Annotated in this window: 19 protein-coding genes and 1 riboswitch; of the genes, 10 read left to right on the top strand and 9 right to left on the bottom strand. The window is 74.2% G+C overall.

The genetic code is table 11. The features are described from left to right. Window positions 1-42 precede the first annotated feature (42 nt). Both nagA and EBN88_RS10315 read right to left on the bottom strand, forming a co-directional pair. Window positions 43-1,182 carry an N-acetylglucosamine-6-phosphate deacetylase gene (gene nagA, locus EBN88_RS10320; RefSeq protein WP_267902547.1) on the bottom strand — a complete coding sequence of 380 codons (1,140 nt, stop codon included), beginning with the start codon at window positions 1,180-1,182 and terminating at the stop codon, window positions 43-45. A gap of 104 nt (window positions 1,183-1,286) precedes the next feature. Then, window positions 1,287-2,249, bottom strand: a complete 963-nt coding sequence (locus tag EBN88_RS10315; protein ID WP_233580578.1) for an ROK family protein — start codon at window positions 2,247-2,249, stop codon at window positions 1,287-1,289. A gap of 143 nt (window positions 2,250-2,392) precedes the next feature. Between EBN88_RS10315 and EBN88_RS10310 the strand changes: the two genes are divergently transcribed. Together EBN88_RS10310 and otsB are read left to right on the top strand one after the other, a co-directional pair. After that, window positions 2,393-2,683: a DUF3263 domain-containing protein gene (locus EBN88_RS10310; RefSeq protein WP_122183513.1), complete on the top strand. Its 291-nt coding sequence runs from the start codon at window positions 2,393-2,395 to the stop codon at window positions 2,681-2,683. 10 nt (window positions 2,684-2,693) lie between these two features. After that, on the top strand, window positions 2,694-3,515 hold the full coding sequence (gene otsB / locus EBN88_RS10305; RefSeq protein WP_122183512.1) for a trehalose-phosphatase: 822 nt from the start codon (window positions 2,694-2,696) through the stop codon (window positions 3,513-3,515). Between the two features lie 63 nt (window positions 3,516-3,578). On the opposite strand, the gene EBN88_RS10300 is transcribed toward otsB, so the two are convergent. Continuing rightward, the gene (locus EBN88_RS10300; RefSeq protein ID WP_122183511.1) at window positions 3,579-5,030 is read right to left on the bottom strand and encodes an alpha,alpha-trehalose-phosphate synthase (UDP-forming); all 1,452 of its coding nucleotides are present in this window, start codon (window positions 5,028-5,030) and stop codon (window positions 3,579-3,581) included. Between the two features lie 173 nt (window positions 5,031-5,203). Then, a complete protein-coding gene (locus EBN88_RS10295) occupies window positions 5,204-6,169 on the bottom strand; it encodes a glucosyl-3-phosphoglycerate synthase (protein WP_122183510.1) in 966 nt (321 codons plus the stop codon). A gap of 216 nt (window positions 6,170-6,385) precedes the next feature. Continuing rightward, window positions 6,386-6,525: riboswitch (SAM riboswitch) on the top strand. A 15-nt stretch (window positions 6,526-6,540) separates the two neighbouring features. Between EBN88_RS10295 and thrC the strand changes: the two genes are divergently transcribed. The 4 genes from thrC (at window position 6,541) to groL (ending at window position 10,775) form a co-directional block, all read left to right on the top strand. Next, the gene (gene thrC / locus EBN88_RS10290) at window positions 6,541-7,863 is read left to right on the top strand and encodes a threonine synthase (RefSeq protein WP_122183509.1); all 1,323 of its coding nucleotides are present in this window, start codon (window positions 6,541-6,543) and stop codon (window positions 7,861-7,863) included. Continuing rightward, window positions 7,860-8,141, top strand: a complete 282-nt coding sequence (locus EBN88_RS10285) for a MoaD/ThiS family protein (protein ID WP_122183508.1) — start codon at window positions 7,860-7,862, stop codon at window positions 8,139-8,141. The genes thrC and EBN88_RS10285 overlap by 4 nt, the downstream gene beginning before the upstream one ends. 440 nt (window positions 8,142-8,581) lie before the next feature. After that, entirely contained in the window at window positions 8,582-8,785 is a 204-nt protein-coding gene (locus EBN88_RS10280) for a cold-shock protein (RefSeq protein WP_004986573.1), read from the top strand. A 361-nt stretch (window positions 8,786-9,146) separates the two neighbouring features. Continuing rightward, window positions 9,147-10,775 (top strand): chaperonin GroEL, encoded by a 1,629-nt coding sequence (gene groL / locus EBN88_RS10275; protein WP_122183507.1) that lies wholly within the window; start codon window positions 9,147-9,149, stop codon window positions 10,773-10,775. A 98-nt stretch (window positions 10,776-10,873) separates the two neighbouring features. On the opposite strand, the gene murQ is transcribed toward groL, so the two are convergent. Both murQ and EBN88_RS10265 read right to left on the bottom strand, forming a co-directional pair. Further along, window positions 10,874-11,794: an N-acetylmuramic acid 6-phosphate etherase gene (gene murQ / locus EBN88_RS10270; RefSeq protein ID WP_122183506.1), complete on the bottom strand. Its 921-nt coding sequence runs from the start codon at window positions 11,792-11,794 to the stop codon at window positions 10,874-10,876. Window positions 11,795-11,903: 109 nt separating this feature from the next. Next, window positions 11,904-12,848: a MurR/RpiR family transcriptional regulator gene (locus EBN88_RS10265; protein ID WP_233580577.1), complete on the bottom strand. Its 945-nt coding sequence runs from the start codon at window positions 12,846-12,848 to the stop codon at window positions 11,904-11,906. A 167-nt stretch (window positions 12,849-13,015) separates the two neighbouring features. Here EBN88_RS10265 and EBN88_RS10260 point away from each other — a divergent pair, with 167 nt between their 5' ends. The 3 genes from EBN88_RS10260 (at window position 13,016) to EBN88_RS10250 (ending at window position 15,165) form a co-directional block, all read left to right on the top strand. Then, the gene (locus EBN88_RS10260) at window positions 13,016-13,390 is read left to right on the top strand and encodes a hypothetical protein (RefSeq protein WP_122183530.1); all 375 of its coding nucleotides are present in this window, start codon (window positions 13,016-13,018) and stop codon (window positions 13,388-13,390) included. Window positions 13,391-13,409: 19 nt separating this feature from the next. Beyond that, window positions 13,410-13,694, top strand: a complete 285-nt coding sequence (locus tag EBN88_RS10255) for a DUF4031 domain-containing protein (protein ID WP_122183505.1) — start codon at window positions 13,410-13,412, stop codon at window positions 13,692-13,694. Between the two features lie 136 nt (window positions 13,695-13,830). Beyond that, window positions 13,831-15,165, top strand: coding sequence for a Cmx/CmrA family chloramphenicol efflux MFS transporter (locus tag EBN88_RS10250; RefSeq protein ID WP_122183529.1), 1,335 nt, complete (start codon window positions 13,831-13,833; stop codon window positions 15,163-15,165). Window positions 15,166-15,199: 34 nt separating this feature from the next. On the opposite strand, the gene EBN88_RS10245 is transcribed toward EBN88_RS10250, so the two are convergent. Further along, window positions 15,200-16,522, bottom strand: a complete 1,323-nt coding sequence (locus EBN88_RS10245) for an MFS transporter (protein ID WP_122183504.1) — start codon at window positions 16,520-16,522, stop codon at window positions 15,200-15,202. Between the two features lie 63 nt (window positions 16,523-16,585). Between EBN88_RS10245 and EBN88_RS10240 the strand changes: the two genes are divergently transcribed. After that, complete coding sequence (locus EBN88_RS10240; RefSeq protein ID WP_122183503.1) at window positions 16,586-17,572, top strand: ArsR/SmtB family transcription factor; 987 nt, start codon at window positions 16,586-16,588, stop codon at window positions 17,570-17,572. Between the two features lie 361 nt (window positions 17,573-17,933). On the opposite strand, the gene EBN88_RS10235 is transcribed toward EBN88_RS10240, so the two are convergent. After that, window positions 17,934-18,545 (bottom strand): HD domain-containing protein, encoded by a 612-nt coding sequence (locus EBN88_RS10235; RefSeq protein ID WP_122183502.1) that lies wholly within the window; start codon window positions 18,543-18,545, stop codon window positions 17,934-17,936. A 66-nt stretch (window positions 18,546-18,611) separates the two neighbouring features. After that, the coding region (locus EBN88_RS10230) for an outer membrane protein assembly factor BamB family protein (RefSeq protein WP_233580576.1) at window positions 18,612-19,879 on the bottom strand (1,268 nt) is incomplete at its 5' end.

Here is a 19,879-nt window from a genome sequence, read left to right as displayed (position 1 = left end):
GCCCGCAGGCGGCGGCGCCCGAACGGGCCGGCGTGCGCGGCGTCACGAGCGCGCCAGCCACGCGCCCCCGCGCATCACCCCGACCACCGTCAACGCCTCGTCCAGCACCACCAGATCGGCGCTCCTGCCCGGCTCGATCGAGCCCACCCGGTCGCCGAGCCCCAACAGCCGCGCCGGCGTGGTCGACAGCGCCCGCACCGCGTCCACGATCGGCAGCCCGTCCACCGTCACCGAGCGCCGCAGCGCCCGGTCCAGGGTCAGCGTCGAGCCGGCGATCGCGCCCGTGCCCGGCGGCGTCCGCTCGTCGGCGATCCTGGCCACCCCGTCGACCACCTCCACGCGCAGCGGCCCCAACGGATAGCTGCCGTCGCCCATCCCCGCGGCGCCCATCGCGTCGGTGATCAGCGCCACCCGGTCCGCGCCGGCCGAACGGAACGCCAACGCCAGCACGGACGGGTGCAGATGCGTCCCGTCGTTGACCAACTCGATCGCGACCCGCTCGTCCTCCAACAGCGCCGCGATCGGCCCCGGCACCCGGTGGGCCAGCGGCGGCATCGCGTTGAACAGGTGGGTGGCCACCCGCGCGCCCGCCTCGATCGCGCGCCGGGTCACCTCGTAGCTGGCGTCGGTGTGCCCCACGGCGGCCAGCACCCCGAGGTCCGACAGCAGCCGCACCGAGGCCAAACCGCCCGGCAGTTCGGGCGCCAGCGTCATCATCCGCGCGGTGCCCCTGGCCGCGTCGACCAGCTTCCGGACGTCCGCCGGGTCCGGGTCGCGCAGCAGCGTCGGGTCGTGCGCGCCGCAGCGGTTCTCCGCGATGAACGGGCCCTCGAAGTGCACCCCCGCCAGATCGCCCTGCTCCACCAGCTCGCTGAGCACCCCGGCCTGCGCGGCCAGGTCGTCCAGCGCCCCGGTCACCGTGGAGGCCACCATCGTGGTGGTGCCGTGCGCCCGGTGGGTGGCGATCGCCCGCAGCGCCTCCTCGGCGTTCCCGGCGGAGAACGAGGCCCCGCCGCCGCCGTGCACATGGAGATCGACGAAGCCGGGCACCAGCCAGCACCCGTCCAGGTCCACCACGGCCGTGCCCGCCGGCTCCGCCGCCTCCCCCGTCGAGCCCCCGACGATCACCCCGGCCTCGATGACCACCTCGCCGTTCTCCACCACCGCATCGGGCGTCACCACGCGGCCCCCGACGAGTCTGGTGCGCGCCGCGCCGGCGTCCGCGCCGGTGGGAACGACGAACTCGGCGGTGCTGGACGTCGGTTGGGCGGCGTCACGGGTCGCGGTCACGGGGAAACCTCCGGGGTGTGGGGGAGTTGGCTTCGGTCCCAGGCGAGCAGGCCGGCGCCCAGGCAGCCGGCCGACTCCCCGAGCGCGGCGGGCACCACCGCCGGCAGTCGTTGGAAGGTGGCCTTGGCGGCGAGCGCCGAACGCAGCGGGTCGAGCAGGGTCTCGCCGGCCTCGGCGAGCCCGCCGCCGACGATCACCACCTCGGGGTCCAGCAGGTTGACCACGACCATCAGGCCGTCGGCCAGCGCGTCCACCGCCTCCCGCCAGACCCCGTTGGCGCGGGCGTCGCCGGCCCGGACGGCGCGCGCCGCGTCGGCGGCGCTGGCGCCGGCCGCGCCCGAGACCTCCGCCCAGGCCCGGCCCACGGCCGAGGCGGAGGCCACCGTCTCCAGACAGCCGTACTGGCCGCAGCCGCACCGCGCACCACCGGGGCGCACGACCACATGCCCGATCTCGCCCGCGCCCCCGTGCGCCCCCGGCTCCATCCGGTCGCCCACGCCGATGGCCCCGGCGATCCCGGTGCCCAGCGCCACGAAGAAGAACCGCCCGACGCCCGCCCCCGCGCCCAGCCGCCCCTCGGCCAGCCCGCCGGCCCGCACGTCGTGGGCCAGGCCCACCGGCGTGCCGTCCAGCCGCTCGGCGACCAGCCGCGCCAGCGGCACGTCGCGCCAGCCGAGGTTGGCGCTGTACCGGGCCATGCCGGCGGCCTCGTCCACCACGCCGGGCACGGCCAGGCCGACCCCGGCGGGCGGGCCGCCGCGCCGGGCGCGGCCCTCGGCGGCCAACTCGGCGACAAGGTCCAGGATTCCGGCCACCACCGCCTCGGGCCCCTCGGTGGCGGTGTCCCTCCGGGCGCGGAGGAACGGCTCGTTGTCGGGTCCGGTCAACGCGGCCTTGAGCGTGGTGCCCCCGACGTCGAGGGCGATCACGTATCTCGCTTGGTGCTCCTGGAGACTCACACGCGCCAGTCTCGCCCGGAGGACCCCGAGAGGTCTAGTCCACTAACGCAAGATCACCGAACGAGTGAGCCCGCGCGGCCGATCCGGAACAGGGCCCCGGGCACCGGCGCCGCGCTGTCGGTGCCGCTGGTTACGATGCCCGGATGAGTGGGGAATCTGCCGGGTTGAGCGGGGAACCGGCCGAGCCGGACGGCCCGCCTGACCCGTCCGGCGCGCTGGGGGAGCGGGAGCGGGCGGTGCTCGCCCTGGAGCGGGCGTCCTGGCCCGGCCCCGGCGCCAAGGAGCGCGCGATACGCGAGCGGCTCGGCATCTCGCCGACCCGCTACTACCAGCTGCTCAACGCGCTGCTCGACGACCCGCTGGCTCTGGCCCACGACCCCGTCACGGTCAACCGACTGCGACGCCGTCGCGACGCCAAGCGAGCCCACCGGTAGGGTCGTTGCCATGGGCAGCCTTCCCCAACCCACCACGGAGGCCGGGCGCGCCGGCCTCGCGGCGCTGTTGGACCAGCCGGCCAGGGCGCTGATCGCACTCGACTTCGACGGCACCGTCGCGCCCATCGTGGCCGACCCCGAGCAGGCCAGGGCCCACCCGGACACGGTTCCGGCGCTGGCCAGGCTGGCCGGCCGGGTCGCGGTGATCGCGGTGATCACCGGACGTCCGGCCGAAGTCGCCGTCCGGCTCGGCGGGTTCGCCGGCCACCCCGAGCTGAGCGGCCTGATCGTGCTCGGCGCCTACGGCGCGGAGCGCTGGGACGCCGCCCCCGGCGAGCTGCGCACCCCGCCGCCGCACCCGGGGGTCGCGGCGGCCCGCGCCGAGCTTCCCGAACTGACCGCGCCCACCGGCGCGTTCATCGAGGACAAGGGCAACGCGCTGGCCGTCCACACCCGCCGCGCGGCCGACCCGCAGGGCGCGTTCGAGACGCTGCGCGAGCCGCTGGCGCGGCTGGCCGAGCGGCACGAGCTGCATCTGGAGCCGGGGCGGCTGGTGTTGGAGCTGCGGCCGGGCGGGATGGACAAGGGTGTCGCGCTGACCGCGCTCGCGCGCGAGACGGCCGCCGGCTCCGTTCTGTACGCCGGCGACGACCTGGGCGACCTGCCGGCCTTCGCCGCCGTCGCCGACCTGGCGAAGGCCGGCACCCCCGGGCTGCGGGTGTGCAGCGGCAGCACGGAGGTCACGGCACTCGCCGAGGCGACGGACCTGACCGTCCAGGGCCCGGAGGGCCTGGCGGCGCTCCTCACGGCCCTGGCCGACGAGCTGGCCTAGCCGGCCAGGGCGGGGACGACAGCGGTCCGGGGTGGCCAAGGCGCGTGGTCGGTTGTGGGCCGGCTACCAGCCCCGCAGCGCGTCCAGTTGGGCCAGGAACCACGCCGTCGGGGGGAGGGCCGTGGCGGCCTCGGCCAGCCGCTTCGCCTGGGCCTCCCGCGTCGGCTGGTCCAGGGTCAGCGCGCGGTGCAGCGCCTCGGCGGTGCCCGCGATGTCGTACGGGTTCACCAACAGCGCGTCAGCGCCCAGTTCCTCGGCCGCTCCGGCCTCCCGGGAGAGCACCAGCGCACAGCCGTTCTCGGAGATCACCGGGACCTCCTTGGCGACCAGGTTCATCCCGTCCCTGATCGGGTTGACCAGCGCCACGTCCGCCATCCGGTAGGCGGCCAGCGAACGCGCGAAGTCGTCCTTGACGTGCAGCACCACCGGCGTCCAGCCGTCCCGGCCGAAGTCCGCGTTGATCGCCTCGGCGACCCGCGACACCTCAGCCGTGTACTCCCGGTAGATCGCCAGGTCCTGGCGCGACGGGTAGGCGAACGCGACATGGACGACCCGGCCGTGCCACTCGGGCCGGTCGGTGAGCAGCCTGCGGTAGGCGAGCAGGCCGCGCACGATGTTCTTCGACAGCTCCGTCCGGTCCACCCGCACGATCGTCGAACGCCCGGGCCCGACCCGTTCCCGCAGCTCGGCCAGCCGCTCGTCCACGTCGGGCCGCGACGCCCGCTCCCGCAGGAACTCCGCGTCCGCGCCCAGGCCGTGCACGCCGATCCGGGTGGTGCGGCCCTGGTGGGTGACCGTTCCCTCGCCGACCTCGGCGCCCAGCAGCGCGGCGCAGCAGTCGGTGAACGCCCGCGCCCAGCGCCCGGTGAGGAACGCCGCGCGGTCGGCGCCGAGGATGCCGAGCAGCAGTTCGCGCGCCACCTCGTCGGGCAGCACCCGGAACAGGTCCGGCGGCGCCCACGGCGTGTGCGAGAAGTGCCCGATCCGCAGGTCGGGCCGGCGCTTGGCCAACAGCCCGGGAACGAGCGCCAGATGGTAGTCCTGCACCAGCACCGCGGCGCCCCGCTCCGCCTCCTCGGCGAGCGCGTCGGCGAACGCCCGGTTGTAGGCGCGGTACCGCGCCCACGCGGCCTCGAACTCCTCGTCGAAGACGGGCTCAAGCGGCGTCTGGTAGAGCAGGTGGTGGACGAACCACAGCACCGAGTTGGCCACGCCGTTGTACGCGGCCTCGAAGGTCTCGCGCGGGATGTCCAGCATCCGCACCGACTGGCCGCCGGTGTCCTCGGCCGGCAGCCGCCCGCCGTACGCCTCGGCGGCCGCCCGGTCGTCGTCGCTGAGCGCCGCGCAGACCCAGGTGCCGGCGTCGCCGCCCAGGGCGCTCAGCCCGGAGACCAGCCCGCCGCCCCCGCGCCTGGCGGTCAGCGCGCCGTCGGCGCCGGAACGCGTGTAGCTCACCGGGCCACGGTTGGAGGCGACCAGCACCTGGCCGTCTGTCTCGGGAGGCTCGACGGTCATCGGCTCGGTTCCTGTCTCGCGTACGTCGGTCACGGTCGGTCACGGTCCGTCGCCGCCCCGGCCCCCGGCGGGCGCGGCGTCGCCTCGGGTCTGCCGGAACCTAGCCAGCCGCGCCGGGCGGAAAACGCGCCGCCGGCGGAACGTGGGCCACGTCACACCCGGGGCGTTCCGCCTCACGCCGCCTGGCGGGCGGCGTACTCCGGGATCGTGGACATCGGGGGGCGCTCGTCGGCCAGGATCGGGTGGGTCTCCGGCGTGAAGCCGCCGTCCTCGGTCCGCTGGAACTGGGTCAGCCCCAGCCGGGTCGGCAGCACGTTGCCCGGCAGTCGACACTGCGCGGTCCGCATGATCGCGGCGGACATCCGGCCCAGCGCCTGCCCGTCCTGGTGGCGGTGCTTGCGCTCCCCGACGTCCACCTGGCCGACCGCGTCCAGGCCCGCCAGGTTGAGCGTGTCGATCAGCAGGCCCAGCTCGACGCCGTAGCCGACGGGGAACGGCAGCCGCTCCAGCAGCGACCTGCGGGCCGCGTACTCGCCGCCCAGCGGCTGGACCACGCCCGCCAGCTGCGGCCAGTGCAGGTTCAGCAGCGGCCGGGCGACCAGCTCGGTGACCCGTCCGCCCTGGCGCGCGCCCGACGGCTTGTCGCCGAGCGGCCGGTCGTACATGGCCTTGACCAGCTGCACCCCGGGCTCGGTGAGCAGCGGGCCGATGGTGCCCGAGACGAAGCGCGAGTCGAACTCCCGGAGGTCGGCGTCCACGAAACAGACGATCTCGCCGGTGGTCGCCAGCAGCGACCGCCAGAGCACCTCACCCTTGCCCGGCATCGTCGGCACGCGCGGCAGGATCTCGTCCCGGTGCACGACCTTCGCGCCTGCCGCCGCCGCCACCTCCGAGGTGCGGTCGGTGGACCCGGAGTCCACCACGAGCAGCTCGTCGATCAGTGGGACGTCCTCCATCAGGTCGCGCCGCAGCGCTTCCACGATGGCGCCCACCGTGGCCTCCTCGTTGAGCGCGGGGAGGACCACGCTGATGCTGCCGGCCGCCCCCGCTGCCCGCTTGGCGTTCAGCAGTTGCGGCATCGAGCGGTCAGTGACGGCCCAGGACCGGCGGCTCAGCCACTTCTCTGCCTCTTCCAGCACGAATGTCGCTCCTGTTCGATTTGGCCACGTAATCACCTGTATGGCCGCGTCTGCCCCTTTCTGGGGTGCCCCAACCCGTTGCCGCCGGGTTTTCTGGCCACCTCCTCGGGTCGTCTCGCGGATCGGACGGCCCGAGCCATTGTGCGGGCTGTCCGTTACAGTCTCGAACAGCGCAGGTGTCCTCCGCATATCGGGACCGCGTTGACAACCGCATACCGCTCATCCAGAGGGGCAGAGGGAACGGCCCGTTGAAGCCCCGGCAACCCTTCCACCGGATCTCGTGACGACGCGAGGCTCTCCGGTGGGGCAGGTGCCAATTCCGTCCCGTGGCGAGAGTCGCCCGGGGAAGATGAGGAGAGGGCCTCGTAGCCATGTCTGTGCTGACCTCGGGTGACCACCCCGACACCGCTCCCGGAGCGACCGCGAACGGGGCGAACGCGGCGGCCGTCGATCTCGGCCCCGCCACCGCGCTCTCCTGTCGCGAGTGTGGCGAACGCTTCCCGCTCGGCCCGATCTTCGCCTGTACCTCCTGTTTTGGTCCGCTGGAGATCGCCTACGACTTTCCCGCCGACGGCCCGGAGGCTCTGCGCGCGCGCATAGCCGCCGGGCCGAACAACATCTGGCGCTACGCGCCGCTGCTGCCGGTGCCGGCCGACGTGGCCGAGCATCCGAACCTCAACCCGGGCTGCACCCCGCTGGTGCGCGCCGACCGCCTCGCGGCCGAGCTGGGCATCACCGGCGAGCTGCACATCAAGGACGACTCGGGCAACCCGACGCACTCGTTCAAGGACCGGGTGGTCGCGAACGCCGTGGAGGCGGCGCGCGCCTTCGGGTTCACCACCCTCTCCTGCTCGTCCACCGGCAACCTGGCCGGCGCCGTCGGCGCCGCCGCCGCCCGCGCCGGCCTGCGGTCCTGCGTGTTCATCCCGCACGACCTGGAGCAGGGCAAGGTGGTGATGGCCGCCGTCTACGGCGGCGACCTGGTCGCCATCGAGGGCACCTACGACGACGTCAACCGCTTCTGTAGCGAGCTGATCGGCGATCCGATCGGGGAGGGCTGGGGCTTTGTCAACGTGAACCTCCGGCCCTACTACGCCGAGGGTTCCAAGACGCTGGCCTACGAGATCTGCGAGCAGTTGGGCTGGAAACTGCCCGACCAGCTGGTGATTCCGATCGCCTCGGGATCACAACTGACCAAGATCGACAAGGGGTTGAAGGAGCTGATCCAGCTCGGCCTCGTCGAGGACCGTCCGTACAGGATCTTCGGCGCCCAGGCCGAGGGCTGCTCGCCGGTCTCCCGCGCCTTCAAGGACGGCCACGACGTGGTCCGCCCGGTCAAGCCGGACACCATCGCCAAGTCCCTCGCCATCGGCAACCCGGCCGACGGGCCCTACGTCCTGGACATCGCCCGCCGCACCGGCGGCGCGGTCGAGGACGTCAACGACGAGCAGATCGTGGCCGCCATCAGGCTGCTGGCCAGGACGGAGGGCATCTTCGCCGAGACGGCCGGCGGGGTCACCGTGGGCGTCACGCGCAAGCTGCTGGCCGCCGGCGTGCTGGACCCCTCGGCGACCACGGTGGTCCTCAACACCGGCGACGGCCTCAAGACCCTGGACGCGGTGGCCGGCACCACCGGTCCCTCCGCGACCATCCGTCCGAACCTCGACTCCTTCCGAGAGGCTGGCCTGGCATGAGTGTCACCGTCCGTATCCCCACCATCCTTCGCACCTACACCGACGGGCGCTCCGAGGTGACCGCCGAGGGCGGGACGCTCCAGGAGGTGCTCGCCGACCTCGACCGCAACCACCAGGGCATCGCGGCCCGGGTCCTGGACGATGACGGCAGGTTGCGACGGTTCGTCAACGTCTACGTGAACGACGACGACGTTCGCTTCACCGAGGGACTGGCCACCCCGACCCCCGACGGCGCCGGCGTCTCGATCATCCCGGCCGTCGCCGGCGGCGCCCGCTGAGCGGCTCCGCCGCGCCGTTCCACGGCTCCCCTCGCATCGCCCCGATCGCCCCATGACCTGCGGGGTCATGGGGCGATGACCTGCGCCGGAACGCTAGAGTGGCAGCGTTCCCGTGCCGAAATCGTGCCAGTCGCATATGAATGCGGGACCCGCGCGCAAATTATGTGCCGGAAATTGTTGCACCAATTGTCGGGTTGGCCAGAAAAACCCGCTGCGAAATGCTCAACTTCCAGCGCGTTCGCGGGGTTTGCCCGTTCTGGCGTGGCGAGAATTCCCTGCCGAATGACCTGTTGCACTGGGCGTCCGTCCAGATACATTCAGCGGCGGTCGAACGTTCCGGCGCACACCCCCACACCGCCCGGGGGTGGAGTCTGAGAGGTCTGACCCGGGTCCGCGGAGTGTGGGCTCGCGAAAGGGCCGGCAATATGGGGAGTTAGGAAATGGCTCAGGGCACCGTCAAGTGGTTCAACGCGGAGAAGGGCTACGGCTTCATCGCGGTAGACGGTGGTGCGGACGTGTTCGTCCACTACAGCGCGATCCAGATGGACGGGTACCGCACCCTGGAAGAGGGGCAGCGGGTCGAGTTCGAGATCTCTCAGGGACAGAAGGGGCCCCAGGCCGACATGGTCCGGGTGACCGCCTGAACCGCCGACCGTTACCGCCGCCTTCACCGCCGGGCCCGCACCCACCGAGGGTGCGGGCCCGACGCGTGCCCCCAGTCGTGCGGCGGATGGCCCAGGGGGCCATCCGCTTGCTCCCCCAGCCTTCGGCCGGGAGGTGCCCCCAGTCGTGCAAGCGCGAGCCTGGCGGCTCGCGCTTGCACTCTCCCCTCCAGAGTGCTAATCATGGGCGTTAGCACTCTACGGGTGAGAGTGACAGCAAGGACCGGTTCGGTGAGGTTCTTCGGGTGGGTGGGGCAAGGAACCACCGCCGGGAGGGCCGTCCGTCGCGGGCGCCAGCGCGGTCCTGGAGCAATCCACCCCTGTTCTGGGAGGACCCCTTCACATGGCCAAGATCATCGCGTTCGACGAGGAGGCGCGGCGCGGCCTTGAGCGCGGGATGAACCAGCTCGCCGACGCCGTCAAGGTCACGCTCGGCCCCAAGGGCCGCAACGTCGTGCTGGAGAAGAAGTGGGGCGCCCCGACGATCACCAACGATGGTGTTTCCATCGCCAAGGAGATCGAGCTGGAGGACTCCTACGAGAAGATCGGCGCCGAGCTGGTCAAGGAAGTCGCCAAGAAGACGGACGACGTCGCGGGTGACGGCACCACCACGGCGACCGTGCTGGCCCAGGCGCTGGTCCGCGAGGGCCTGCGCAACGTGGCCGCCGGCGCCAACCCGATGGCGCTGAAGCGCGGCATCGAGGCGGCCGTCGAGAAGGTCTCCGAGGCCCTGCTGAGCCAGGCCAAGGAGGTCGAGACCAAGGAGCAGATCGCCTCCACCGCGTCCATCTCCGCCGGCGACACCCAGATCGGCGAGCTGATCGCCGAGGCCATGGACAAGGTCGGCAAGGAAGGCGTCATCACGGTCGAGGAGTCCCAGACCTTCGGTCTGGAGCTTGAGCTGACCGAGGGTATGCGCTTCGACAAGGGCTACATCTCGGCCTACTTCGCCACCGACATGGAGCGGATGGAGGCGGAGCTGGAGGACCCCTACATCCTGATCGTCAACTCCAAGGTCAGCAACGTGAAGGACCTCCTTCCGCTGCTGGAGAAGGTCATGCAGTCGGGCAAGCCGCTGCTGATCATCGCGGAGGACGTCGAGGGCGAGGCGCTGTCCACCCTGGTCGTCAACAAGATCCGTGGCACCTTCAAGTCGGTCGCCGTCAAGGCCCCCGGCTTCGGTGACCGCCGCAAGGCCATGCTCGGCGACATCGCCATCCTCACCGGTGGCCAGGTCATCTCCGAGGAGGTCGGCCTCAAGCTGGAGAACGCCACCCTCGACCTGCTGGGCCGCGCCCGCAAGGTGGTCATCACCAAGGACGAGACCACCATCGTCGACGGTGCCGGCGACAGCGACCAGGTGCAGGGTCGGGTCAACCAGATCCGCGCCGAGATCGAGAACTCCGACTCGGACTACGACCGCGAGAAGCTCCAGGAGCGCCTCGCCAAGCTGGCCGGCGGCGTGGCCGTCATCAAGGCCGGCGCCGCCACCGAGGTGGAGCTGAAGGAGCGCAAGCACCGCATCGAGGACGCGGTGCGCAACGCCAAGGCCGCCGTCGAGGAGGGCATCGTCGCCGGTGGTGGCGTGGCCCTGCTCCAGGCCGCCTCGGCGCTGGAGAAGCTGGAGCTGGAGGGCGACGAGGCGACCGGTGCCGCCGCCGTCCGCCTGGCCCTGGAGGCCCCGCTCAAGCAGATCGCGGTCAACGCCGGCCTTGAGGGCGGCGTCGTGGTGGAGAAGGTCCGCAACCTGACCCCGGGTTGGGGCCTGAACGCCGCCACCGGCGAGTACGTGGACCTGCTGGAGGCCGGCATCCCGGACCCGACCAAGGTGACCCGTTCCGCGCTCCAGAACGCCGCCTCCATCGCGGCGCTCTTCCTGACCACCGAGGCCGTCATCGCCGACAAGCCGGAGAAGGCCGCCGCTGGCGCCGACGCGGCTGCCGGTGGCATGGGCGGCGGCATGGACTTCTGAGTCCTGCCGACTCCTCGAAGCGTCACCACGAGGGCGGTGCTCCCCGCGAGGGGGGTGCCGCCCTCGCGGCGTGTCAGCCGGCGGGACGCCGGGGTGCCTCAGCCGGCGGGGGCGTCCAGCGCGCGGCGGAGTGCCGCCCGCAGATGGCCGTGGGACTCCTCGATCAGCCGGGCCGCGGTGGGCGCGTCCACCTCGCCGAGGATGACCAGGATGGCGTGCTTGACCTCGCCGCCGGTGGCGTTGAGCGCGTCCTCCACGACGTGCTCGGGAGCGTCGGTGGCGAGCGTCACGATGCGCCGGGAGCGGGCGCGGAGCTTCTCGTTGGAGGCCCGGACGTCGACCATCAGGTTTCCGTAGGTCTTGCCCAGTCGGATCATGCTGATGGTGGAGATCATGTTGAGCACGAGCTTCTGGGCGGTGCCGGCCTTCAGCCGGGTGGAGCCGGCGATCAGCTCGGGGCCCACGACCACCTCGATCCCGTGGTCGGCGGCGGCCGCGAGCGGGGAGTGGGCGTTGCAGGACAGGCCGATGGTCAACGCGCCCTGTTCGGCGGCGTGTTCGACGGCCCCGACCGCGTAGGGCGTGCGGCCGGAGGCCGAGACGCCGACGACCACGTCGTCGGTGGTCAGCCCGATCCGGGCGAGGTCTTCGGCCGCCAGTTCCTTGCTGTCCTCGGCGCCCTCGACCGCCTCGACCAGCGCCGTCGGCCCGCCGGCGATCAGGCCCATCACCTCGCCGGGGTCGGTGTTGAAGGTGGGCGGGCACTCGCTGGCGTCCAGCACGCCGAGCCGGCCGGCGGTGCCGGCGCCCAGATAGATCAGCCGCCCCCCGCGCGCCATCCGGTCGGCCGCCGCGTCGATGGCGGCGGCGATCGCGGGCAGCTGTTCGGCCACGGCTGCGGGCACCAGCGCGTCCCCCGCGTTCATGGTGCGGGCGATCTCCAGCGTGGAACGCCTATCGATCTCGGCCAGTTCGGGGCGGTGCGCCTCGGTGGTGAGGGTGTCGAACTCCGTGGACATGCGTGGGCGGCTCTCCGTGCGAGGGGGCGTGGGGGCGTGCGGGCGTTTCTCCGGTGCGGGCTGCTTCGTGGGGGCGCGCGCCGGTGGGCCGGCGCGGGGGCGTGCGGTCTCAGCGTTCGCGCGGGGAGTGGCGGTGGGCGAGCGCCTCGTAGCTGGCGTGCAGGGCGGGTGCGGCCGACTCGTAGGTGCGCTGCGCGACGCCGATGAACAGGCAGTCGATGACCAGCAGTTGGCTGGTCCTGCTGGACATCGCGGCCGGCCGCAGCTCGCTCTCCCTGGCGGTGGAGGTGGTCAGCACATGGTCGGCGTACTGGGTGACCTCGCCGTCCGGCCGGCCGGTGATCGCCACCGTGGTGGCCCCGTGGTCGAACGCCGCCTGGAGTGGCTCGATCACGTCCACGGTGCGTCCCGAGTGGGTGATGGCGACCGCCACGTCCCCGCCGCGCAGCTGGACCGCGTTGGTGACGGCCAGGTGCGGGTCGGTGTGGGCGTGGGCGATCAGCCCGATCCGCAGCAGCTTCTGCGCGAGGTCCTGGGCGACCAGGGACGAGGCGCCGATCCCGTAGACATCGATCCGCCGGGCGTCGGCCAACGCGGCGACGGACGCCTCCAGTTGGCCCAGGTCCAGCGCGCCGGCCGTGTCGCTGAGGGTCTGCCGCTCGTCCTGGGTGAGCTTGGCGACGACGTCGCTCAGCGGGTCGTCGACCGATATGTCGGCCGTGACGGCCGGCGCCGCGCCCGACGCCTGCTGCGCGGCCAGCCCGGCGAGCGCGAGCCGCAGGTCGCGGTAGCCGGGGTAGCCCAGCAGCCGGGCGGTGCGCACCACGGTGGCCTCGCTGGTGCCGGTGCGCTCGGCGAGCGCGGTGACGGTGAGCGCGGCGCAGCCGGCGGGGTCGCCGGCCACGGTCTCGGCGACGCGTTGCATGGAACGGGTCATGGAGGGCGCCATCGTGCGGACCTTCGCGGCCAGCGCGCCGGGCTCGGGAGGAGCGGGTCTGGGCGCAACGGCGACGGCGCGGGCTCTGCCGGGCCGTCGGGCGAAATTTTCCTTCATCGCTAGCCTCACAGGTGAAACGTATTTTCGACGCAGGGTGACGTCAAGCCCCCCTCGCGTCCGGCGGGCCCCGACCGTCCGGGACACCCGTTCGGGAACCCGGCGATCGTTCCGGAGACCCGGCGACCGTTCGGGGAAACCCGGCGATCTCTGGTCCAATGGTCAGCATGGAACAGCCAGCCACGGAAGAGGCCATCCACCGGGGCCGCGCGGCCGTGTTGGCCGACCTGACGGCTGACGGGGCGGCCGGCCCCGAGGAGGTCTCGCTGCTGGAGCAGGCAGTGTCGCACCGTCGTTGGTGGTCCGAACAGTGGCCCGCCGGCGCGGTGTTCGTGCCCGGGCTGCTGGCCCAGGACATCCAGGACGCGCTGTTGGAGACCAGGGGCCGCTGGCCGCTGTGTCCCGTCTGCGCCGGGGTCGAGGACCGCGAGCCGCACGCGTTGGACGTGGAGCCGGAGCTGGGCGAGGACCCGCACTGGGTCTGCCCGGTCACCGGCGTGGCGGTGGCCCCGGTCGGCCGACTGGCCGAGGCCCGCCGGTGACCGCTGCGGGGGCCGGCCGATGACGATCTTCATCGACCCGCCGAACTGGCCGGGACACGGTCGGATGTGGTCGCACCTGGTCAGCGACGAATCCTTCGCGGAACTGCACGCGTTCGCCGCCCGGCTGGGCAGCCCGCGCCGCGCCTTCGACCGTGACCACTACGACCTGCCGGCGGAACGGTACGCCGAGGCGGTGGCCCTCGGCGCGGTCGAGGTCGACAGCCGCCACCTGGTCCGCCTCCTCCACGAGGCGGGGCTGCGCCGCCGGAAGGGCGCGCGGGGCCGGCGCGTGAGGGGTGTCTGAGGGGCCGCGCGGGGCCGGCGGGCGCGGAGGTGAAGGAGTCGTCGGGGGCGCGGGGCCCCAGGAATGCGCGGGCGTGAGGTGCGCGTTGGAGGGGAGCGTGTCCTCAACGAGCGCCGGGTCCGAAGCCCGTTTCCGCCTGCCCACCGCCGTGCTGGTCATCGGCGGCGCCGTCTTCGCCCTCGGCACCAGCGAGTTCATGCTCTCCGGGCTGCTGCCGGAGGTCGCCGACGACCTCGACGTCTCCATACCGACGGCGGGCCTGCTGATATCCGCCTTCGCCATCGGCATGGTGGTCGGCGCCCCGGTCCTCGCCGCCGCCACCCAACGCCTGCCGCGCCGCAGCACCCTCGTCGTGCTGCTCGCCGTCTTCGGAGCCAGCCACCTGGTGGGCGCGCTGGCGCCCGGCTACGGCCTGCTCTTCGCCTCCCGCGTGGTCAGCGCGCTGGCCTGCGCCGGGTTCTGGGCCGTTGGCGCCGCCGTCGCCGTCTCGCTGGTGCCGGCGGGCGCCCGGGCCCGCGCGCTGGCCGTGCTGCTGGGCGGGCTGAGCATCGCCAACATCGCCGGCGTCCCCGGCGGGGCCCTGCTCGGCCAACACCTCGGCTGGCGCGCCGCGTTCTGGGCGGTGGCCCTGATGACGGCGCTGGGCCTGGTCGGCGTGCTGCTCTTCGTGCCCCGCGTCGAGCCGCCCAGGGGCGACGAACGCGTGCCGCTCCGCTCGGAGCTGGTGATCTACCGGGACCGCGCGGTGTGGCTGGCCGTCGCCACGACGGCGCTCTTCGCCGCCGGCACGTTCTGCTTCTTCTCCTACCTCGCGCCGCTGCTCACCGACGTCACGGGTCTCGGCGAGGGCTGGGTGCCGGTGGTGCTCGTGCTCTACGGCTGCGGGGCGCTGATCGGGACGCTGGTCGGTGGCCGACTCGCCGACGCGCACCTCTTCGGCACGCTCTACGTCGGCCTCGCCACCGCCACGGTGGTGCTGGCGCTGATCGCGCTGCTGGCCCACCAGCCGGTCGCCGCGGTGACCCTCGCCGGGTTCCTCGGCCTGGCGGCCTTCCTCTGCGGCCCGGGGCTGAACGCCCGCATCTTCAACGTCGCCACCGCCGCGCCCACGCTGGCCGGCGCGACGACCACCGCCGCGTTCAACACCGGGAACACCGTCGGCCCCTGGGCCGGCGGCCTGGTGATCGACGCCGGCCTCGGCTATGTCTGGACCGCGTGGCTCGGCGCGCTGCTGCTGCTCGCGGCGCTCGGCGGGGCGTGGCTCCAGCCCCGCGATGGCCTTGCCGGCCGGAACGGGACCCGCCGGGCGACCCGCCCGGCGGCCCGGTCGGGCGGCGGCCTGCCGCGTGAGGGCTCGTCGCCGGGCGGCCTGCCGCCGGGGGGCCTGCCGCCGGGGGGCCTGCCGCCCGTGGGTGGGAAGGCTCCGGCGGACCGGGCGCGGCTGGGAGGTGGGGAGTTGGGGCACGGCTGAGGGAACGGTCGCCCGCCAGCGGGCCTCGGCCTCCTCACGCCGTGTCGGGCGGCGTCGCGTTGGGCGGCTCCGTGTCGGGCGGCGCCGCGTCGGGAAGGTCGCGCAGGCGGCGCAGGGGGGAGGCGGCGATGGGGACCCAGACCAGGGCCAGGGCGAGGGCGCCCGCCCAGAGGGGCGCGCGGGGGCCGGCCAGTTCGCCGAGCAGGCCGGTCAGGGCCGAGCCGACGGCCAGCGCGCCCGTGAGGACCGTGCGGAACGACGCGTTCATCCGGCCCAACAGCCGGTCGGGCGTGACCCGTTGGCGGAAGCTGACCAGCAGCACGTTGTCCACCCCGGTCTTGAACGTCACCACCGCCCACGCCCCCGCCGCCAGCCACAGCAGCGCGCCGTCCCGCACCAGCGGCAGCACCAGCCCGAACGGCGCGATCGCCAGCCCGAGCAACCACAGCGTGCGCCCGGCGCCCATCCGCTGCGCGAGCCGCCGGGCGAACGTGGCCCCCAGCAGCACCCCGACGCCGCCGCCCGCCAGGAACAGCCCCACCATCCCGGCCGACAGCCCCAACTCCGCGACCAGCACCACCGGCAGCACCACCGTCACCATCCTGATCCCCAGGTTGGCCAGGCCGCCCTGCACCAGGACCGGCCGCAGCACCGGGTGCCCCGCCACGAACCGCGCGCCCTCCGCCACCTCGGCCCACACCCGCCCGCGCCCGGCCCGTTCCGGCGCCGGCTCCTCGACCCGGACGCCGGCCAGCAGACAGGCCGACGCGAGACAGCCCACCGCGTTGGCCGCCACCGCGAACGGCGCGGTCACCAGCGCGACCAGCCCGCCGGCCGCCGCCGGGCCGGCCACGGCGACGCCGGCGTCGAAGCCGTGCAGCGCGGAGTTGGCGGCCAGCAGCCGTTCCCGGCCGACGACCAGCGGCAGCAGGCTCAGCGCGGCCACGTCGAAGAAGACCGTTCCGACACCGGCCAACAGGGCCACGCCATAGAGCTGTTCGAGGGTCAGCCACCCCGCCCACCAGGCGAGCGGCACCCAGCCCAGCAGCAGCGCCCGCGCGAGGTCGGCCGCGATCATCACCGGCCGCTTGCGCAGCCGGTCCACCCACACCCCGCCGAACGGCCCGACCAGCAGGAACGCGGCCGTGGTCAACGTCGCCAACAGCCCGACCTCGCCCACCGAGGCGTCCAGGGCGACGATCGCGACCAGCGGCAGCGCCAGGTTCCCGACGGCCACCCCGCCGCGACTGACGGCCGAGGCCGCGAAGAGGAAACGGAAGCCGGCCGAACGGAACGGGGACGGGGCGGGGGACGCGTGCGGGTGGGGGGAACGGGGCGGGGAGGGCTTCGGGTTCATGGCGACGAGCCTGGGGCGCGGCCGGCCCGGGCGGCATTGATTTAGCTGGGGCTGAATCCGACAATGGGCTCCGTGCTCACCGTGCGCCTCACGGCCCGGGACCTGACGCGGGTCCGGCTGACCTACTCGCCGCTGTTCGAGGCCGTGATCAGCGTGCGGCTGGTCAAGGAGCCCGCCGCGCACGTCCTCTACCGGCCGTGGCGGGAACAGGTGGCGCCCCGGCTCGCCGCCGCCCGCGCCGCCTGGGCGCCGCTCGCCGAACTGGTGCCGACGCCGGTGGTGGTGCTGCCCGGGTTCCTGTCCGAGCCGCGCCCCAGCCCCGTTCCCGACCTCGCCATCGAACTGGCGGCGCTGCGCGCCCTGGCGCCCGAGCTGGTGCGCCGGGGCACGGCCGCGCTTCCGCGCCCCTGGCCGCCGGGGCTGCTGGCGCTGCGCGAGGACCCGGCCTCGGGGCTCGCGCGGCTGGCGGACGCGATCGAGGCGTACTGGGAGCTGGCGATCGCGCCGTACTGGCCGCGCGTGCGGGCGCTGCTCGACGACGACCTCAGGCACCGCGCCAGGGCGCTGGCCGAGGGCGGGATGGAGCGGCTCTTCAACGGCCTCGATCCGACGGTGCGTTGGGGCGACGAACGGCTGACCGTCGCCCATCCGCGCACCGACGGCATCCGGCGGCTGGGCGGGCGTGGGCTGCTGCTGACGCCCACGGCGTTCGGCGGCGACCGGGTCTTCTCCAAGGTGACGCCGCCCTGGCAGCCGACGCTCCGCTATCCGGCGCGGGGCGTCGCCACCCTGTGGGAACGCGGCCGACCCCGGCCGCCGGCCCCGCTGGCCGGGGTCATCGGCAGGTCGCGGGCGCTGCTGCTGGCCGAGCTGACGACGCCGGCCAGCACCGGTGAACTGGCGGAACGAACGGGCCTGACGGCGGGTGGCGTCTCCCAACACCTGACCGCCCTGCGCGCGGCCGGCCTGGTGACCTCGCACCGCGTGGCCCGGCGGGTCCTGTACGCGCGAACGGCGGCGGGCGAGGCGCTCCTCCACGCGCCGAACTGAGCGCTGCCCGCGCCGCGCTGCCCGCGCGGGGTTTCGCGGTGCGCGCGCTGCGCGCGGCTGCGCTCGCGCCGTGGGCGCGTTGCCCCGGCGGGGGCGCGCGTCGGTGCGCGCGAAGCCGGCACCGCCCGGCGCGGTCGGGCCCCGGTCGGGCCTCTCTCGGCGGTCCTGGCTGGTGCCCGGGCCTCGCCTTCCGATGCCGGCCGACTTCGCGCCGGGCCTCGCGGCCCTCGGTGTCGGCCGGTCTCTCGTCGGGGGGCCGTTCCCCGACGGAACCTTCGAGCCGCGCGTCCCGCCGGCACCTCACCCCGCGCCGGCGCCCGGCCCAGCGCCAGCCGGCCCCGGGTCGCCCTCCGCCGTTCCGTCAGGACAGCAGCGCCAGTTCCGCCGCGAGGTTGAAGCGGGCCGTCGGCTCCCAGTGCTCGCCGCCGTAGGCCGTGTGGAACAGCCGTGGCCTGGCGAGGAGTTGGCGGAGCACCTCGCCGCGTCCCGCCGCGAACTCGGAATCCGCCAGGTGGCCGTACTCGACGCGGACCGCCGCCGCGTAGGCCGCGTACTCCTCGGGCGAGCCGGCCAGCACGGCCAGGTCCGCGTCGCACAGGGTCGCGCCGTTGGTGTCGCCGGGGGCGGGGCGGTGGCCCGCCGTCAGGCGGACCAGCCGGGCCACCTCGGCGCGTCGCGCCGAGTGCGGCAGCGCGGCCTCGGCCAGCTCGGCGCTGCGCTCCTCGTTGTCCGCGCCGCGCGGGTCGTACACCGCGTCGTGGAACCAGCCGGCCAGCTCCACGGCCACCGGGTCGGCGGCCGAGCCCGCCAGCTCGTCCAGCCTGGCCAGCAGAAACCGCAGATGGTCCTCGTTGTGGTACCTGCGGTGCGGCTCGCGCCAGCGGGCCAGCAGCGGGGCGCCGACCTCCCGGCCGCCGCCGTCGGGGAGGGCCGCGTACCGCTCGGTCAGCTCGGTCTCGTCCAGGGTGGCCATGGCGCCATTGTGCCCACCGGGCCCGCCCCGCGCGGCCCGGCGCAGCCGCGCGCCGGCCCCGCGCCGCTACTCCGCCGCCCCGGCCTCCAGCGGCATGGCGTACAACGTGTTCCCCAGCGGCATGGCGTACAACGTGTTCCCCATCGTCGGCACGTAGACCACGCCCTCGCCGACCGCCGGCCGTGGCGGCCAGGCGTCGCTGCCCGCGCCCGGGGTGCCCGGGTGCGGCTCGCCCGCGCTCAGGGGCTCGCCGTCCTCGGCCGACAGCCGGTGCAACACGCCCTCGCCGTCGGAGAGATGGAGCACCCCGTCGGCGAGGGCCGGCTGGGAGGCGATCTCCACGCCGGTCGCCCGGTGCCAGAGCACCTCGCCCGCCGTCGGGTCGATGGCGATGAGGGTGCCGCCGGTGCTGGACGCGTAGAGCACGCCCCCGGCGAGCACGGTCCTGGGCTCGGTCGGTTCGGGGAACTCGGTCCTGGCCCACTCCCTGGTCTCCAGGTCGAGCCGCCACACGGCGTTGGCCACCGGCAGGTCGACGTCCCACTCCTCGAAGTACGCGGCCCGCTCGTCCATGCCCACGCCGCGCAGCAGGCTCGGCACCTCGGGCGGCGGTGTCGCCGGCGTCGACCACACCGGCCGCCCCTCCGCCGACAGCAGCTCCATCCGTGGGTCATGCCCGGAGTCGTCCTCCCTGCTCACGGCGAGAAAGCGGTCGCCGTGGCCCAGCAGGTCGGTGAGGTAGCGCCCCGGCGCCTCCCAACTGCCCAGCGGATCGGGCGCGTCGTTGGCGTAGAAGCGCACCGTGCTGTCGCCGTTGCGGAACGCGAGCGCCTCGTCGCCGACCACCAGCGTCTCGCCCAGCTCGGGGGCGTCGATCTCCCACCGCACCTCGCCGCTGGCCGGGTCGAGCGCGGCGAGGCCGCTGTCCGACTGGGCCAGCACGTTCTCCCCGACCACGGTCGCGTTGGGGCCGACCATCCCGGTGCGCGGCCCGTTGAACCGCCACCGCTCGCTGCCGTCCGCGTTCAGCAGCAGCGCGAACTGGCCGGCGGCCGAGCACAACACGCCCCGCTCGGGCGCGGGTTCGCAGCCGAAGCCCTCCGTCGCCGCGTCCTGGATGCCCCAGTCCCTCAGGTCCACCTCCCAGGGCTCAAGCGCGGTGGGCTCGGGCGGCGCCGGGTCGTCGCCGGGCGCCGGGTCGCCGGCGACGGTCGGCCGGTCGGTGGGATCGACGTCGTCCGCCGGTCCGTTGAGCCACAGCGCGGCGCCCGCCGCGCCGACCGCGACCAGCGCCGTGCCGGCCACCGCCCACCGCCGCCCGCGCCGAACCCGCC

Origin of the sequence: Streptomyces triticirhizae, assembly GCF_003696235.1 — a bacterium.
GTDB classification, from domain to species: domain Bacteria; phylum Actinomycetota; class Actinomycetes; order Streptomycetales; family Streptomycetaceae; genus Streptomyces; species Streptomyces triticirhizae.
Note: the sequence above shows the minus strand (reverse complement) of the source record. Positions and strands in the feature narration are given on the sequence as shown.

What these genes read in the sequence shown, in the direction of transcription:
- otsB (WP_122183512.1), top strand. Translation starts at nt 2,694, where the DNA reads ATGGGCAGCCTTCCCCAACCCACCACGGAGGCCGGGCGCGCCGGCCTC.
- EBN88_RS10310 (WP_122183513.1), top strand. Translation starts at nt 2,393, where the DNA reads ATGAGTGGGGAATCTGCCGGGTTGAGCGGGGAACCGGCCGAGCCGGAC.
- EBN88_RS10285 (WP_122183508.1), top strand. Translation starts at nt 7,860, where the DNA reads ATGAGTGTCACCGTCCGTATCCCCACCATCCTTCGCACCTACACCGAC.
- EBN88_RS10235 (WP_122183502.1), bottom strand. Translation starts at nt 18,545, where the DNA reads ATGGCCACCCTGGACGAGACCGAGCTGACCGAGCGGTACGCGGCCCTC.
- EBN88_RS10280 (WP_004986573.1), top strand. Translation starts at nt 8,582, where the DNA reads ATGGCTCAGGGCACCGTCAAGTGGTTCAACGCGGAGAAGGGCTACGGC.
- EBN88_RS10300 (WP_122183511.1), bottom strand. Translation starts at nt 5,030, where the DNA reads ATGACCGTCGAGCCTCCCGAGACAGACGGCCAGGTGCTGGTCGCCTCC.
- EBN88_RS10260 (WP_122183530.1), top strand. Translation starts at nt 13,016, where the DNA reads ATGGAACAGCCAGCCACGGAAGAGGCCATCCACCGGGGCCGCGCGGCC.
- EBN88_RS10255 (WP_122183505.1), top strand. Translation starts at nt 13,410, where the DNA reads ATGACGATCTTCATCGACCCGCCGAACTGGCCGGGACACGGTCGGATG.
- thrC (WP_122183509.1), top strand. Translation starts at nt 6,541, where the DNA reads ATGTCTGTGCTGACCTCGGGTGACCACCCCGACACCGCTCCCGGAGCG.
- EBN88_RS10245 (WP_122183504.1), bottom strand. Translation starts at nt 16,522, where the DNA reads ATGAACCCGAAGCCCTCCCCGCCCCGTTCCCCCCACCCGCACGCGTCC.
- murQ (WP_122183506.1), bottom strand. Translation starts at nt 11,794, where the DNA reads ATGTCCACGGAGTTCGACACCCTCACCACCGAGGCGCACCGCCCCGAA.
- EBN88_RS10240 (WP_122183503.1), top strand. Translation starts at nt 16,586, where the DNA reads ATGGGCTCCGTGCTCACCGTGCGCCTCACGGCCCGGGACCTGACGCGG.
- EBN88_RS10265 (WP_233580577.1), bottom strand. Translation starts at nt 12,848, where the DNA reads ATGAAGGAAAATTTCGCCCGACGGCCCGGCAGAGCCCGCGCCGTCGCC.
- groL (WP_122183507.1), top strand. Translation starts at nt 9,147, where the DNA reads ATGGCCAAGATCATCGCGTTCGACGAGGAGGCGCGGCGCGGCCTTGAG.